At 60.9% G+C, this 15,564-nt stretch carries 14 protein-coding genes; 8 read left to right on the top strand and 6 right to left on the bottom strand.

The window, feature by feature from the left end; translation table 11 throughout:
* The first annotated feature begins 2 nt into the window (after positions 1 to 2).
* The 7 genes from ispG (at position 3) to PMI26_RS17080 (ending at position 8,191) form a co-directional block, all read left to right on the top strand.
* Positions 3 to 1,112, top strand: coding sequence for a flavodoxin-dependent (E)-4-hydroxy-3-methylbut-2-enyl-diphosphate synthase (gene ispG, locus PMI26_RS17050; RefSeq protein ID WP_003185136.1), 1,110 nt, complete (start codon positions 3 to 5; stop codon positions 1,110 to 1,112).
* A gap of 37 nt (positions 1,113 to 1,149) precedes the next feature.
* Positions 1,150 to 2,439, top strand: coding sequence for a histidine--tRNA ligase (gene hisS, locus PMI26_RS17055; RefSeq protein WP_007973994.1), 1,290 nt, complete (start codon positions 1,150 to 1,152; stop codon positions 2,437 to 2,439).
* A 41-nt stretch (positions 2,440 to 2,480) separates the two neighbouring features.
* Positions 2,481 to 3,122, top strand: a complete 642-nt coding sequence (locus PMI26_RS17060; protein ID WP_007973992.1) for a tetratricopeptide repeat protein — start codon at positions 2,481 to 2,483, stop codon at positions 3,120 to 3,122.
* Positions 3,115 to 4,266 (top strand): outer membrane protein assembly factor BamB, encoded by a 1,152-nt coding sequence (bamB, locus tag PMI26_RS17065; RefSeq protein WP_033047789.1) that lies wholly within the window; start codon positions 3,115 to 3,117, stop codon positions 4,264 to 4,266. The genes PMI26_RS17060 and bamB overlap by 8 nt, the downstream gene beginning before the upstream one ends.
* A gap of 232 nt (positions 4,267 to 4,498) precedes the next feature.
* Positions 4,499 to 5,971, top strand: coding sequence for a ribosome biogenesis GTPase Der (der, locus tag PMI26_RS17070; RefSeq protein ID WP_007973987.1), 1,473 nt, complete (start codon positions 4,499 to 4,501; stop codon positions 5,969 to 5,971).
* Between the two features lie 292 nt (positions 5,972 to 6,263).
* On the top strand, positions 6,264 to 7,412 hold the full coding sequence (locus PMI26_RS17075; protein ID WP_007973985.1) for a pyridoxal phosphate-dependent aminotransferase: 1,149 nt from the start codon (positions 6,264 to 6,266) through the stop codon (positions 7,410 to 7,412).
* Positions 7,400 to 8,191 carry an amidohydrolase gene (locus tag PMI26_RS17080; protein WP_007973982.1) on the top strand — a complete coding sequence of 264 codons (792 nt, stop codon included), beginning with the start codon at positions 7,400 to 7,402 and terminating at the stop codon, positions 8,189 to 8,191. The genes PMI26_RS17075 and PMI26_RS17080 overlap by 13 nt, the downstream gene beginning before the upstream one ends.
* A gap of 187 nt (positions 8,192 to 8,378) precedes the next feature.
* Here the strand turns inward: PMI26_RS17080 and leuA are convergent, their stop codons facing one another.
* The 4 genes from leuA to PMI26_RS17100 form a co-directional block, all read right to left on the bottom strand.
* On the bottom strand, positions 8,379 to 10,058 hold the full coding sequence (gene leuA, locus PMI26_RS17085) for a 2-isopropylmalate synthase (RefSeq protein WP_007973979.1): 1,680 nt from the start codon (positions 10,056 to 10,058) through the stop codon (positions 8,379 to 8,381).
* Positions 10,059 to 10,517: 459 nt separating this feature from the next.
* Positions 10,518 to 11,339, bottom strand: coding sequence for a M23 family metallopeptidase (locus PMI26_RS17090; protein ID WP_007973978.1), 822 nt, complete (start codon positions 11,337 to 11,339; stop codon positions 10,518 to 10,520).
* A gap of 3 nt (positions 11,340 to 11,342) precedes the next feature.
* Complete coding sequence (gene xseA, locus PMI26_RS17095; protein ID WP_033047786.1) at positions 11,343 to 12,722, bottom strand: exodeoxyribonuclease VII large subunit; 1,380 nt, start codon at positions 12,720 to 12,722, stop codon at positions 11,343 to 11,345.
* Between the two features lie 42 nt (positions 12,723 to 12,764).
* Positions 12,765 to 13,655, bottom strand: a complete 891-nt coding sequence (locus PMI26_RS17100; RefSeq protein WP_007973975.1) for a LysR family transcriptional regulator — start codon at positions 13,653 to 13,655, stop codon at positions 12,765 to 12,767.
* A 100-nt stretch (positions 13,656 to 13,755) separates the two neighbouring features.
* On the opposite strand from PMI26_RS17100, the gene PMI26_RS17105 reads away from it, so the two are divergent.
* Positions 13,756 to 14,523, top strand: a complete 768-nt coding sequence (locus PMI26_RS17105) for a sulfite exporter TauE/SafE family protein (protein WP_007973974.1) — start codon at positions 13,756 to 13,758, stop codon at positions 14,521 to 14,523.
* A gap of 138 nt (positions 14,524 to 14,661) precedes the next feature.
* Here PMI26_RS17105 and PMI26_RS17110 read toward each other — a convergent pair whose 3' ends face one another.
* Both PMI26_RS17110 and PMI26_RS17115 read right to left on the bottom strand, forming a co-directional pair.
* Positions 14,662 to 15,069: a hypothetical protein gene (locus tag PMI26_RS17110; protein ID WP_007973972.1), complete on the bottom strand. Its 408-nt coding sequence runs from the start codon at positions 15,067 to 15,069 to the stop codon at positions 14,662 to 14,664.
* A gap of 8 nt (positions 15,070 to 15,077) precedes the next feature.
* Positions 15,078 to 15,506, bottom strand: coding sequence for a DNA polymerase III subunit chi (locus PMI26_RS17115; RefSeq protein ID WP_007973969.1), 429 nt, complete (start codon positions 15,504 to 15,506; stop codon positions 15,078 to 15,080).
* Positions 15,507 to 15,564: the final 58 nt, after the last annotated feature.

The following is a 15,564-nucleotide window of genomic DNA, read 5'->3' as shown; positions in this document are numbered from 1 at the left end:
TCATGCACGGCGAATCTCCAATCAAACGTCGCGAATCCCGCAAAATCTGGGTCGGTAACGTGCCTGTTGGCGGCGATGCGCCTATCGCTGTGCAGAGCATGACCAACAGCGACACCAACGATGTCGCGGCCACGGTCGCGCAAATAAATCGCCTGGAAGCGGCCGGCGTCGATATCGTGCGGGTTTCCGTACCGGACATGGACGCCGCCGAGGCCTTCGGCAAGATCAAGCAACTGGTCAAAGTCCCCTTGGTTGCCGACATTCACTTCGACTACCGCATCGCATTGCGCGTCGCCGAGCTGGGTGTCGATTGCCTGCGGATCAACCCGGGCAACATCGGACGCGAAGACCGCGTGCGCGCGGTGGTCGATGCCGCCCGTGACCGCGGGATCCCGATCCGTATCGGTGTGAACGCCGGTTCCCTGGAAAAAGACCTGCAGAAGAAATACGGCGAGCCCACGCCTGCTGCGCTGGTCGAGTCTGCCTTGCGTCACGTCGAGCACCTTGAACGCCTGAACTTCCAGGACTTCAAGGTCAGCGTGAAAGCCTCCGACGTGTTCATGGCCGTCGAAGCGTACCGCCTGCTGGCCAAGGAAATCGTCCAGCCACTGCACCTGGGCATCACCGAAGCCGGTGGTTTGCGTTCCGGCACGGTGAAATCTGCCGTCGGCCTCGGTATGCTGCTCGCCGAAGGGATTGGCGATACTATCCGCATCTCGTTGGCGGCCGACCCGGTCGAGGAAGTGAAAGTCGGCTACGACATTCTCAAATCCCTGCACCTGCGTTCCCGTGGCATCAACTTCATCGCCTGCCCGAGCTGCTCGCGGCAGAACTTCGATGTGGTCAAGACCATGAACGAGCTGGAAGGGCGCCTCGAGGATTTGCTGGTGCCGCTGGATGTCGCGGTCATCGGTTGCGTGGTCAACGGCCCGGGCGAAGCCAAGGAAGCCCATATTGGCTTGACCGGCGGCACGCCAAACCTGATTTACATCGACGGCAAGCCGTCACAGAAACTGACGAATGACAATCTGGTGGATGAGCTTGAACGCTTGATCCGTCAGAAAGCGGCCGAAAAGGTCGAAGCTGACGCTGCCGTAATTGCGCGCGGCTGAACCTGACCGAAGAGCCGAACGAATTTAAGGATTTAAAGTGAGCAAGTCTCTGCAAGCCATTCGTGGCATGAACGACATCCTGCCCGAACAGACCCCCCTGTGGCGTCATTTCGAAGGCACCGTTTCGCGCCTGCTGGATAACTACGGTTACAAGCAGATCCGCATGCCGATCGTCGAGTTCACCGAGCTGTTCAAGCGCTCCATCGGTGAAGTGACCGACATCGTCGAAAAAGAGATGTACACCTTCGACGACCGCAACGGCGACTCCCTGACCCTGCGCCCCGAAGGCACGGCGGCCTGTGTGCGCGCGGTGCTGGAGCACGGCATTACCGGTGGTGGCCAGGTTCAGAAACTCTGGTACATCGGCCCGATGTTCCGCCACGAGCGTCCGCAGAAAGGTCGTTATCGCCAGTTCCACCAGATCGGTGTCGAAGTGTTCAACCTCGACGGTCCGGACATCGACGCCGAACTGATCGTGCTGACCTGGCGCCTGTGGGGCGAACTGGGCATCCGCGATGCGGTAAAACTCGAGCTCAACAGCCTGGGAACCAGCGAATCCCGCGGTCGTTATCGCGAAGCGCTGGTCGAATACCTCTCGGCGCACATGGACAAGCTCGACGAAGACAGCCAGCGTCGCCTGAAAACCAACCCGCTGCGGGTTCTTGATACCAAGAACGCCGACACCCAGGCGGTATTGGTCGATGCGCCGAAGATGGCCGACTACCTCGACGAAGAATCCCGCGTGCACTTCGAGGGCCTCAAGGCTCGCCTGGATGCCGCCGGCATTCCTTACGTGATCAACCCGAAGCTGGTTCGCGGGCTGGATTACTACAGCAAGACCGTTTTCGAATGGGTCACCGACAAGCTCGGCGCCCAGGGCACCGTGTGTGCCGGTGGCCGTTACGACGGCCTGGTGGAGCAAATGGGCGGCAAGCCAACCGCCGGCGTTGGTTTTGCCATGGGCATCGAACGCCTGGTGCTGTTGCTGGAAACCCTGGAGCAGATTCCGGAGGAGATCTCCCGGCAGGTTGACGTCTACCTCTGCGCCTTCGGTGAAGCCGCCGAACTCGCCGGGCTGACCCTGGCGGAGCGCGTTCGTGACCAGTTGCCCAACCTGCGCCTGCAAGTGAATGCTGGCGCCGGCAGTTTCAAAAGCCAGTTCAAGAAGGCCGACAAGAGCGGTGCGTTGTACGCGCTGATCCTCGGTGACGACGAAATGGCCCAGCAAGTGGTAGGTTTCAAACCCCTGCGTGGCCAGGGCGAACAACAAAGCATTGCCTGGGATGCGCTTGCAGCGCACCTGGCCACCTGCGTCGTGCAGGGTTGAAGCTGTCTAAACAGCCGAATTAGCGATTAAGGAGTATTGGGGTGTCGAGTACCGAAGACGAACATGTGGCGGAATTGAAGGAATGGTGGTCACGCAACGGTAAGCCCCTGGTTACTGGCGGCCTGTTGGCGCTGGTCATCGTGTTCGGCTGGCAGGCGTTCCACAAGTATCAGAGCAATCAGTCGCAAGGCGCCTCGATTCTCTATCAGCAATTGCTCGAGACCACGCTGACACCTGACGGCAAGCCTGATGCGGCCCGTGTTTCGGACCTGGCCGGCAAGCTCAACAGCGAGTATGGCGGCAGCGCCTACGCGCAGTACGGCAGCCTGTTCGTGGCCAAGGTAGCGGTCGACAGCGGCAAGCTGGACGACGCCGCCACCGAACTCAAGGCCATCGTCGCCAAACCGGCCAACCCGGCGCTGGGCGAAATCGCCCGTCAGCGTCTGGCCCAGGTACTCGGCGCGCAGAACAAGGCCGACGAAGCACTGAAGTTGCTCGAAGGCGATGCCGACAAGGCATTCCTGGCCACTCGCGAAGAACTCAAGGGCGACCTGCTGGTGCAGTTGGGTCGTACCGACGAGGCGAGCGCGGCGTATCAAAAAGCCAAGGCGGCACTGTCGGATGAAGCGGCGGTCGGTGGCCTGCAAATCAAGCTGGACGACCTGGCCAAAGGGGATGCGTGACGTGATTCGTTGGAAACATGCAGCATTGCTGGCCTTGGCCATTTTGGCCGCGGGTTGCAGCAGCAACAGCAAAAAAGAACTGCCTCCGGCCGAACTGGTCGACTTCAAGGAAGAAGTGGTTCTGCACAAGCAGTGGAGTCGTTCGATCGGTGACGGTCAGGGCGAAACCTACAACATGCTGGTTCCGGCTATCGATGGCGATACCATCTATGCCGCCGACGTCACTGGCGTGTTGATGGCGATGGATCGCCACACGGGCGACGTCAAATGGAAGAAAGACCTCGAGCTGCCTGTTTCCGGTGCTGTCGGCGTTGGTTACGGTCTGGTCACGATCGGTACGATCAAGGGTGAAATCGTCGCCCTGGACGCGATCAACGGCGAAGAAAAATGGCGCGCTCGCGTGTCCAGCGAAGTGCTGGCACCGCCAGCCAACAACGGTGACGTTGTGGTGGTCCAGACCCAGGACGATCGTCTGATCGGCCTGGACGCCTCCACCGGTAATCGTCGCTGGATCTATGACAGCACGCCTGCAGTTCTGACCCTGCGGGGCACCAGTGCGCCGATCGTGACCAACCGCCTCGCGGTGGCTGGCCTGTCGACCGGTAAAGTGGTTGCCGTGGACATCACCAACGGCGTACCGGTGTGGGAACAGCGCGTAGCGATCCCGCAAGGTCGTTCGGAGCTGGAGCGCGTGGTCGATATCGACGGTGGCTTGCTGCTGTCGGGCGAGACGCTGTATGTCGCCAGCTATCAGGGGCGCGTTGCCGCTCTGGACCTGCAAAGCGGCCGTCAGCTCTGGCAGCGTGATGCTTCCAGCTACGCCGGTGTCGCCCAGGGCTTTGGCACCGTTTATGTAAGCCTGTCTTCGGGTACCGTTGAAGGCGTCGACGAGCGTTCCACCACAGCCTTGTGGAGCAACGATTCGCTGGCCCGTCGTCAACTGTCGGCCCCGGAAGTGTTCTCCAGCTACGTTGCAGTCGGTGACCTGGAAGGTTACCTGCACCTGCTGAGTCAGGTGGACGGTCGATTCGTCGGCCGCGAGCGCATCGACAGCGACGGCCTGCGTGCCCGTCCGCTGGTGGTGGGTGACACGATTTATGTGTATGGCAACAGCGGCAAACTGGAAGCCCTGACCATAAAGTAACGACTATGCTTGGGTTTTAACCCCCAAGCGGCTTCACCGTTTGTAGGACTGTAGGAGCGAGCTCGCTCGCGATGGACGTTAACGATGACGTTGGCGGCCTGAATAAACGCGGTGTCTTGGCGTTTTTCGCGAGCAGGCTCGCTCCTACAAATGACAACGTGATTGCCCCGAGCACCAGCCGCTGCCTCGCAGCGGCTTTTGTATTTTCTGAAATAACGAAGTGGAGAGCCGCATGGTTCCCGTAATCGCCCTGGTGGGCCGACCGAACGTCGGCAAGTCCACCTTGTTCAACCGCCTGACCAGGACTCGTGACGCCATCGTCGGCGACTTGTCCGGTCTGACCCGTGATCGCCAGTACGGTGAGGCCAAGTGGCAAGGGCGTTCCTACATTCTGATCGACACCGGCGGTATCTCCGGTGACGAGCATGGTATGGACGAAAAGATGGCCGAGCAGTCGCTGCTGGCCATCGAAGAAGCCGATGTCGTTCTGTTCCTGGTAGATGCCAAGGCCGGTTTTACCGCCGCCGACCAGATGATCGCCGAGCATTTGCGCAAACGTAACAAGCGTTCCCACGTGGTCGCCAACAAGGTCGACAACATCGACCCGGAAATGGCCCGCGCCGAATTCGCCCCGTTGGGCATGGGCCATGCGATCCCGATCGCCGGTGCCCACGGCCGTGGTATCACCCAGTTGCTGGAAGCGGCACTGAGTGAATTCCCGCGTGACGAAGACGAGCCGCAGGAAGGCGAAGAGGAAGAGGTCGTCGCCGAAGGCGAGGAAGCCAAGCGCATTCCTGGCCCAAGCGAAAAAGACGGGATCAAGATCGCGATCATCGGCCGTCCGAACGTCGGCAAGTCGACCCTGGTCAACCGCATGCTCGGTGAAGACCGGGTCATCGTCTATGACCAACCCGGCACCACCCGCGACAGTATCTACATCCCGTTCGAACGTAACGACGAGAAGTACACGCTGATCGACACCGCCGGTGTGCGCAAGCGCGGCAAGATCCACGAAGAAGTCGAAAAGTTCTCCGTGGTCAAAACCCTGCAGGCGATCAAGGACGCCAACGTGGTGATCTTCGTGATGGACGCCCGCGAAGGTGTGGTCGATCACGACCTCAACCTGTTGGGCTTCGCCATTGAATCGGGTCGTGCGCTGGTCATCGCGATCAACAAGTGGGACGGCATGACGCCGAGCGAGCGCGACTTCGTGAAGGTCGAGCTGCAACGTCGGCTGTTCTTCGTTGACTACGCCGATATCCACTTCATCTCGGCCCTGCACGGCACCGGCGTGGGCAACCTCTACGCGTCGGTACAAAACTCGTTCAAGTCCGCGGTTACCCGTTGGCCGACCAGCCGCCTGACCCAGATCCTCGAAGACGCGGTCAGCGAGCACCAGCCGCCGATGGTCAACAGCCGCCGGATCAAGCTGCGTTATGCCCACCTCGGTGGTGCAAACCCGCCAATCATCGTGATCCACGGCAACCAGATCGAGAAGGTGCCGAAGTCCTACGTGCGCTACCTGGAAAACACTTACCGCCGTGTCCTGAAGCTGGTCGGTACGCCGATCCGCATCGAGTTCAAGGGTGGCGAGAACCCGTACGAAGGCAACAAGAACACGCTCACCGACCGTCAGGTCAACAAGAAGCGTCGTTTGATGTCGCACCACAAGAAAGCCGACAAAAAGCGCCGCGACAAGCGCTGAGTCCAAGCCCCCATACTGTCTTGTGTGGGGGCTTGTTGTGGCGAGGGGGCTTGCCCCCGTTCGGTTGCGCAGCAGCCGCAATACCTGTAAGTGCGGTCTGCCAGACACACCGAGAATGCAGGATTGGGGTCGCTTCGCGACCCAACGCGGGCAAGCCCGCTCGCCACAAGGTACGGTGTTGATCAATTGAAAAAGGGCGTCTTTAAGGCGCCCTTTTTCATGCCTGCCGTTTGGGCTATCCTCGGACTCCCCCGCGCCGCCGTAGAGCCGGGTGTAGAGCAGGGAACCACCGATGATCACCAGCAAGCTGCCGAATGTCGGCATCACCATCTTCACGCAGATGTCTCAGCTCGCGGCACAGACCGGCGCGCTCAATCTGTCCCAGGGCTTTCCCGATTTCGCGGCCCCGCAGGCCCTGTGCGATGCGGTTGGCCGGCATATCGCCAGTGGCCACAACCAGTATTCGCCGATGACCGGGCTGCCGGTGTTGCGTCAGCAGATTGCGGTGAAGATCGCCCGCAGCTACGGCACGCAGGTGGATGCGGATACCGAAGTGACGGTCACCCCAGGCGCGACCGAAGCGATTTTCTGTGCCATTCAGGCGGTTATCCACAGCGGCGACGAAGTCATCGTGTTTGACCCGGCATACGACAGCTACGAGCCCTCGGTAGAGCTGGCCGGCGGTCGTTGCGTGCACGTACAGCTGGGCTTGAACGATTTCAGTATCGACTTCGAGAGGCTTGCCCAGGCACTAAGCCCGCGCACGCGGATGATCATTCTCAACTCCCCGCACAACCCCAGTGGCGCATTGATCAGTCGTGCCGAACTCGATCAGTTGGCCGCCTTGATCCGCGATCGCGACATCTATCTGATCAGCGACGAAGTCTACGAACACCTGGTGTACGACGGCGTGCCCCATGTCAGCGTGCTGGCCCATGAAGAGCTGTATCAGCGTGCTTTCGTGGTCAGCTCGTTCGGCAAGACCTACCACGTCACCGGCTGGAAAACCGGCTATGTGGTCGCACCGCCGGCCCTGACGGCGGAGTTGCGCAAGGTGCACCAGTACGTCAATTTCTGTGGTGTGACGCCGCTGCAATATGCCTTGGCCGATTTTATGGCCGAGCACCCTGAGCACGTCGAAGAGCTGCCGGACTTCTATCAGGCCAAGCGTGATCTGTTCTGCGATCTGCTGGCGCCGTCGCGTTTCAGTTTCACTCGGGTTTCCGGCACCTATTTCCAGTTGGTCGATTACTCGCAGATCCGCCCGGACCTCAATGATGTCGAGATGGCCCTGTGGATGACTCGCGAGCATGGTGTGGCCAGTATCCCGATCTCGGTGTTCTACCAGACACCGCCTGAAGGGCAGCGCCTGGTGCGGCTGTGCTTTGCCAAGCGTGAGGAGACCCTGCGAGAAGCGGCGGAAAAACTATGCGTGATCTGAGTGCATTGCCGAACCTGACCGTGGCGCTGATCCAGACATCCCTGGCCTGGCACGACCGTCAGGCCAACCTGGAGCATTTCGAGCCATTGCTGGAGCAGGCTCGCGGCGCTGACCTGATCATTCTGCCGGAGATGTTCACCACCGGTTTTTCCATGGAGTCCGAGACCCTCGCGGAATCGGAAAACGGCCCCACCAGCAAGTGGCTGCGGGTTCAGGCGGCAAGACTTGATGCCGTGATTACCGGCAGCGTGATCATCCAGGCCGCCGACGGCAGTCACCGCAATCGCCTGTTGTGGGCACGCCCGGATGGCGAGGTGCTGCATTACGACAAGCGTCACCTGTTCCGCATGGCCGGTGAGCATAACCACTACACCCCGGGCGAGCGTCAGGTGCAGTTTGAGTTAAAGGGCTGGCGCGTGCGGCCGCTGATTTGCTACGACTTGCGCTTCCCGGTGTGGAGTCGTGATGCTCAGGACACGGATCTGCTGCTGTACACCGCGAACTGGCCGGGTGCGCGGCGCCAGCACTGGAACCGCCTGTTGCCGGCGCGGGCGATCGAGAACCTGTGCTATGTGGCGGCAGTCAATCGCGTTGGCACCGATGGCAAAGGCTTTGCCTATACCGGTGACAGCCAGGTGCTGGATTTCCAGGGTGAGACGTTGCTCAGTGCGGGGGAGGCTGACGGGGTGTTCAAGGTGACGCTGGATGCGGCAGAGCTGGCCGCGTATCGGCAGCGGTTTCCGGCGAATCTGGATGCCGATACCTTCGAGTTCACCTGAAATTTTTTCTGTCTGACGGGGCCCCATCGCGAGCAAGCTCGCTCCCACAGTGGTTAGTGTGAACACGGACAATGTGGGAGCGAGCTTGCTCGCGATGGGGCCGGGACAAACAACACAAAAACGGACAGGCAAACAAAAGGCCCCGAGGTGCAAACCCCGGGGCCTTTTGCATTTCAGCGAAGGCCGATTACGCCGCTTTCGCTTCCGGCTGGCTCAGCGAACGGTTCAGCGCGCTGAACAGGGCCTTGAAGCTGGCGGTGGTGATGTTTTCATCGATGCCGACGCCGTGCACCGCACGTTCGCCGTTCACGCGCAGTTCAATGTAGGCCGCGGCCTTGGCATTGGTGCCCGCGCCAATGGCGTGCTCGTTGTAGTCCATGATCTCCACCGGGATCGGCAGACCGGCCACCAGTGCTTCCAGGGCTCCGTTGCCCTTGCCGCGCCAGTGCAGGTTGGTCTCGCCCTGGCCTTTGCTGGCCACTTCCACTTCGACGGCGCTGTGACCGTTTTCTTCCTGCAGGCGATGGCTGACCAGCGCGTACGGGGTGTTGGCCTGCAAGTACTCGCTGTGCAGCAGTGCGTGGATTTGCTGGGCGGTCATCTCAAGGCCCAGGCGGTCGGTTTCACGCTGCACGACCTGGCTGAATTCGATCTGCATGCGACGTGGCAGGCTGATGCCGTATTCCTGCTCCAGGAGGTAGGCGATACCGCCCTTGCCCGACTGGCTGTTGACGCGGATGACCGCCTCGTAGCTGCGGCCGATGTCAGCCGGGTCGATCGGCAGGTACGGCACTTCCCACAAGGCATCGGATTTCTGCTGGGCGAAGCCCTTGCGGATCGCGTCCTGGTGCGAGCCGGAGAACGCGGTATGCACCAGGTCGCCGACGTACGGGTGACGCGGGTGTACCTGGATCTGGTTGCACTCTTCGACGACTTTGCGCACGCCGTCGATGTCGGAGAAGTCCAGCTCAGGGTTCACGCCCTGGGTGTAGAGGTTCAGGGCCACGGTCACCAGGTCGACGTTGCCGGTACGCTCGCCGTTGCCGAACAGGCAGCCTTCGACACGGTCGGCGCCGGCCATCAGGCCCAGTTCGGTGGCAGCAACGCCAGTGCCACGGTCGTTGTGGGTGTGCAGGCTGATGATCACGCTGTCACGACGGTTAATGTGGCGGCCGAACCATTCGATCTGGTCGGCATAGATGTTCGGGGTCGCGCATTCGACGGTGGCCGGCAGGTTGAGGATCATCTTGTGCTCGGGCGTCGGGTTCCAGACCTCGATGACCGCGTCGCAGACTTCCTTGGCGAACTCCAGTTCGGTGGCGCTGAAGGTCTCCGGCGAGTATTCGAAGGTCCACTCGGTGTCCGGCTGCATCGCTGCGTATTTGACGAACAGCTTGGCGGCGTTCACGGCGATGGCCTTGATCCCGTCCTTGTCCTGGTTGAAGACAATGCGGCGGAAGGAAGGAGAGGTCGCGTTGTACAGGTGAACGATGGCTTTCTTCGCGCCGCGCAGGGATTCGAAGGTGCGCTCGATCAGGTCTTCACGGCCCTGGGTCAGCACCTGGATGGTGGTGTCGTCCGGGATGTGGTTGCCTTCGATCAGGGTACGGACGAAGTCGAAGTCGGTTTGCGAAGCGGCCGGGAACGATGCTTCGATTTCCTTCACGCCGACCTGCACCAGGGTTTTCCAGAAGCGCAGCTTCTTGACGGCGTCCATCGGCTCGATCAGCGACTGGTTGCCGTCGCGCAGGTCGGAACTGCACCAGATCGGTGCGGCGGTGATGGTTTTCGATGGCCAGGTGCGGTCCGGAATGTCGATGGTCGGGAACGCGCGGTATTTCGAAGACGGGTCTTTGAGCATGCTCATCGGGAAATCCTTATTGTGTGGGCCGAAAAAAGGCGGCCTGCCGGTGGATCAAAAGTTCTTGGACTAACGCTTGGGACGAGGCACCACGATTCAGCCCGGCAGTCGTGCACTGACAAGGCACAGGCTGCTGTGCTGACGGAGCTGAATGAGGGTGTGAGAGGTTTTCATGCCTTCAACCCTAACCGCGGGGGGGAAGGATGGCAAGCAGTCGAAAAAAATTGAGAGGAATACTCGTGAGCGAGTGTTTATCGAGATTTTATTGCTTCAAATGGTTGCGATGATCTTGTTTTTTGCGCGAGGTTCAGGCGGCGCGCAATTGGTGTGGGGCATGGCTGGACGACTTTCGGTGCCTGTGAAATTGCCATCGCGAGCAAGCTCGCTCCCACATTGGATCTGCGTGAACACGGACACTGTGGGAGCGAGCTTGCTCGCGATGGCGTCAGCTGCCTTACGCAATAATCAAGGTTGAAACGCACCAATGAAGATGGCCGGATCCACTCGCGCATCGTTCAGGCTGACGTTCCAGTGCATATGCGGTCCGGTCGCCCGACCAGTCGCCCCGACCTTGCCAACCACACCACCCCGGGCCAGCTGTTGCCCCACCTTCACGTCGATTTTCGACATGTGGCAGAACATGCTGATAAAGCCCTGACCATGGTCGACGAACACCGTATTGCCATTGAAGAAGTAGTTGCCGATCAGGATCACCTTGCCCGCGGCCGGTGTCTTGATCGGCGTGCCGGCGCCCACCGCGAAATCCAGGCCCGAATGAGGATTACGCTCCTCACCGTTGAAGAAGCGGCGCACGCCGAACTTGCTCGACAGCGGCCCGTTCACCGGTTTGTCCAGCAGCAGGTTGCTTGGCGTACTGGGGCTGAACGTGCGGTAAGCGGCAATCTGCTCGGCCAGTTCACGCTCGATGCGCTTGAGATTTTCCGGGTCCGGATTGACCTGCTGGGTGTTCTTCAGGGTGATGCGCTGTTCCGGGTATTTCTTGTTGCCAACCGTAAAGTTCAGATTGCGACCACCGCTGCTGATCGATTGGGCCCCCGGCTTGACCGTCAGCGGCACGCCGACGATGGCCAGCCAGTTGTTCTGCTCCTTCACGACCAGCACGGGTTTGCCTTGATAACTGGCTTTTGGCGCCTGGGCGGACGGGCCCAGATCCACCACCGCCACGCCGCCCGGCACCGGTTTGTTCAACAGGCGGGTGATGTAGCTGTCGGCGTGGGCGTTGAAGGTCAGGAGCAGCAACAGCAATGGAGCCAGGAAACGCGGCATGGATCAGTCCAGTAAAGAAAGGGTGACAGGTGTCAGGTGGTTGTCTTCGACCCGTACTTGCAGTTCGCCTTCGCCCAGCTTGGCTTTCAGGCGCTGGCCGGTGTGGGTTTGCGCGGCGTTGCGGATCGCATTGCCGCGCTCGTCCAGCAGGATGCTGTAGCCACGGCCGAGGGTCGCCAGCGGGCTGACCACATGCAGGGTCTGCATCTGGCTGTGCAATTGCAGGCGACGGTTCTTCAGCCCTTCGCGGATGGCGCGCGGCAGGCGTTCGGCCAGGCTGTCGAGGCGCTGGCGCAACATTGCCAGTTGCCGGCCCGGATGTTGTGCAGCCAGGCGGGTTTCCAGGCGGATCAAGCGTTCGCGACGGGTGTTGAGGCTACGCTCGAACGCGCGGCGCATGCGCATGTCCAGGTCATCCAGGCGTTGCGCTTGCTGGCGCAGGCGCTCGCCGGGATGACGCAGGCGGCGAGAGATACCTTCCAGGCGCAGGCGGTCGCGCATCAAGCGGTCACGCATGCGCATCACCAGCCGACGGTGCAGGCTCTCGACCCGACGCACCAGGTCACTGGAGTCCGGTGCCAGCAATTCGGCGGCAGCGGAAGGGGTGGGCGCGCGTACATCGGCCACGAAGTCGCTGATCGACACGTCGGTTTCATGGCCGACCGCGCTGACAATCGGCGTCACGCAAGCGTCCACGGCGCGGGCCACGGCTTCTTCGTTGAAACACCAGAGGTCTTCCAGCGAACCGCCGCCCCGGGCCAGGATCAGGGCGTCGAAACCGCGGGCATCCGCCAGTTTCAGCGCGCGAACAATCTGTGCGGTGGCTTCGCGGCCCTGTACGGCGGTGGGGATCAGCGTCAACTGCACCTGCGGTGCGCGACGGCGGAACACGCTGATGATGTCGCGGATCACCGCCCCGGTGGGCGAACTGATGATGCCGATGCGTTGCGGATGCGCCGGTAGCGGGACCTTGCGCTCGGCACTGAACAGGCCTTCGGCGCTGAGCTTATCCTTGAGTGCATCGAAGGCCAGGCGCAAGGCGCCATCGCCGGCCGGCTCCACGGTGTCGAGGATCAGTTGATAGTCACCACGCCCCTCGAACAACGAGACCTTGCCGCGCACTTTGACCGCCAGCCCGTCCTTCAAGGCCTGACGAACCCGTGCTGCGTTCTGCCGGAACAGCGCGCAACGCACCTGGGCGCCGCTGTCCTTGAGGGTGAAATACACGTGGCCGGACGCCGGGCGGGCGAGGTTGGAGATTTCGCCCTCTACCCAGATGTTGCTGAACACGTCTTCGAGCAACACTCGCGCGCGGCCGTTGAGCTGGCTGACGGTCAGGACTTCGCGGTCCAGGCCGAGTCTTGCAAAGGGATCTTTAATCATGGGGCGCAGTTTAAAGGCATTCTTCAAGTGAATGCACGACCCCTATATGACGAAATGCTCGAGGAACTGTTGAACCAGTGCTGTGGGGTGTTTGCGGTACGCCAGAGCGACGCAGCTATGGCTGCCGGGGTCTGCCAAAGGCAGGAAATGAACGTTGGGCGGCGCAATGTCTTGCATCGATTCCGGCAAGAGGGCGATACCAAATCCCGCCTGGATCAGTTGCAGTTGCGTGGTTTTACGCGAAATTACCCGAGCTGCTTTGGGAAAGAAGCCTTGGCGCATGCACAACTCGGCAGAAAGGTAGCTTAGACCGCCTCGCTGGGGATGAGGGATGGAAATAAACGCTTCGTCGCGTAGCTGCCCCAGGTTGATCTTCTGCCCGGATTTGTCCCTCGCCAGCCAGTGATCGGGTGGGACTGCCACCAGCAAAGGTTCGTCGTACAGCGGGTCGATCTGCACCTCTTCACACTGACGCAGCACTGGCAGGCGCAATAGGCCGATGTCCAGTCGGCCGTCTGCCAACTCTTGCAGCTGCGCCTCGGAAGACAACTGAGCGATGTCCATGGACACGCCGGGATTATGTTCGAGATAACGGCCGACGCTGCGCAGCAGTCGGCCGCTCATGGGCACAGTGCTGGAATGGCTCAAACGTAAGGTGCCGTGCTGACCTTTGCCGATCCTGGTGGCCGTCTCGCTGGCTTTGATCAGCTCGCTCAACAGGTTTTTGGCGCGGGGTAAGAAAGCCTCACCCGCTGGAGTGAGCTGGGGCCGCCGCGCAGTACGTTCGAAAAGTGGGGTTTGCAGGTGGACTTCCATGTCCTTGATTTGCCGGCTCAGGGCCGATTGGGCGATGAACAGGCGCTCGGCTGCGGCGCCGAAGCTGCCGCATTCAGCGATTTCAACGAAGTAACGCAGTTGCCGGGTTGAAAGCACAAGGCATGCCTTTTTGAGATGGGTTAGTGGCTTTGATGATATTAGTCGCAACGCTCGGCGATGGCTAAAGTCAGCGAACTTAAAGTAGAGGAACGCTGCAATGAGCGTATTGACGTTGTTGAACCAATGGCCTTTCAGCGCCATGGACTGGCTGGTCATCGGCGCGGGCATCGCCCTGGCTTACATTGTGTTCGGCATCGCCGGGTTCGGTACGGCGTTGATCGCCGGGCCGATTCTGATTCTGTTCATGCCGCTCTCCAAGATCGTGCCGTTGCTGGTGCTGCTCGATTTTGTCGCGGCATTCGGCAACCTGTTGCCTTCGCGGCGGGATGTCGCCCGGCCGGAGCTGTTGCGGCTGTTGCCCTGCATGGCGGTGGGCTGCACGCTGGGGGTGATTTTCCTGCTGAACCTCAAGTCCGATCTGTTGCTGCTGCTGATGGGGCTGTTTATCAGCGCCTATGCGATCTACAGCCTGTGGGTCAAAACCCGCCCGGCGCAGTTGTCTGCCGTGTGGGCTCTGCCGATGGGGGCGGTGGGCGGGATGTTTGGCGCGTTGTTTGGCAGCGGCGGCTTTCTCTATGCGATTTATCTGAACAGTCGGTTGCCCAAGGATGCGGCAAGGGCGACCCAGAGTGCGCTGATCAGTTGCAGCACGGTGGTCCGTTTGAGTCTGTTTGCTATTGCCGGGGTGTATGCCGATTTGCCGTTGCTGGTGTTGGCGGTGTGTCTGTTGCCGGCCATGGCGCTGGGGTTGTGGATCGGGCGGCGCCTGACTATGCGGATGTCTCGCGAGGCGTTCGTGCGCCTGGTGACGTGGCTGGTGCTGGCCAGTGGGATTGCGTTGATCGGGCGCTATCTCAGCACCTGAAGATTCAACCTGTGGCGGGGGCTTTTTGTGGGAGCGAGCTTGCTCGCGATGAGGGCGTCACATTCAACATTGATGTGTCTGTTCGACCGCTATCGCGAGCAAGCTCGCTCCCACAGAAGAGCCCTCGCCGCAAGTTGTTCAGTCGTTGTACTGGCTCAACAACCGCTCCAGTCGTGCACTGAGGCGGCGTTTGATTTCGGTCTCGATGTGCGGGGCGAAATCGTCGATCACGTCTTGCATGATCAACTGCGCGGCAGCGCGCAGTTCGCTGTCCAGGTGCAACAGGTCATCCGGGTTCTTGCTGACGGCAGGCGCCGGCGCAGCCGTGATGACCGGTTCAACGATCGGGGCAGGGGGTGTCGGTTCGACGGGCGGCGAAGGCTCGCTGACGGCGTCGAACAACATGGGAATCTGTTCCTGATCGCCTTCCTCGACCGTGTCGGTCAGCAGGGGCGGTTGCAGGTTGTCATCGCCGAGCAATTGGCGGATCGACTCAAGGTCGTCCAGCAGGTGCGCGGACTGTTGCAGCGGTTTTGGAGTGTCCATTGGAAGGCTCAGAGTCGCTGTAAACGGTGATCTTGCAGAGGATAGCCCTGTTCGCGGTAGAAACGGAAACTCTCCCGCGCGGCCTGGCGAATCGTCGGGTCTTCCACCACCACTTCCGCCACGCGGGCGAAACGCTGGGCGAAGGCCGGGACTTTCAGGTCGAGATTGACCAGCAAGTCCTGATGCTGACCGCAATCGTCACCCACACCCAGGACAATAAGGCCATCCGGTTCGTTTTCGGCGGGGCCGTGGGGCACGAAGCTTTCACCCTTGAACGTCCAGAGGCGTGCGTCGAGATCGTTGCGTTGGGCGGCGTCGCTGCAATGCAGGTAGACACGGTGCCCCATGCGCCAGGCCTTTTCGGTTAGCTTGCAGGCGAAATCCAGGCGTGCCGAAGGATCGGCGCTGGGCAGGATATAGAAGTCGACTTTGGTCATTGCGGTTCCTGAGCCCTGGGGGGGGCACTGCCCGAAAGCAATGCCCCCAGGGTCATTG

The sequence above is a fragment of the Pseudomonas sp. GM33 genome (genome assembly GCF_000282295.1).
GTDB lineage: Bacteria > Pseudomonadota > Gammaproteobacteria > Pseudomonadales > Pseudomonadaceae > Aquipseudomonas > Aquipseudomonas laurylsulfatiphila.
This window is presented reverse-complemented; position numbering and strand designations above follow the sequence as displayed.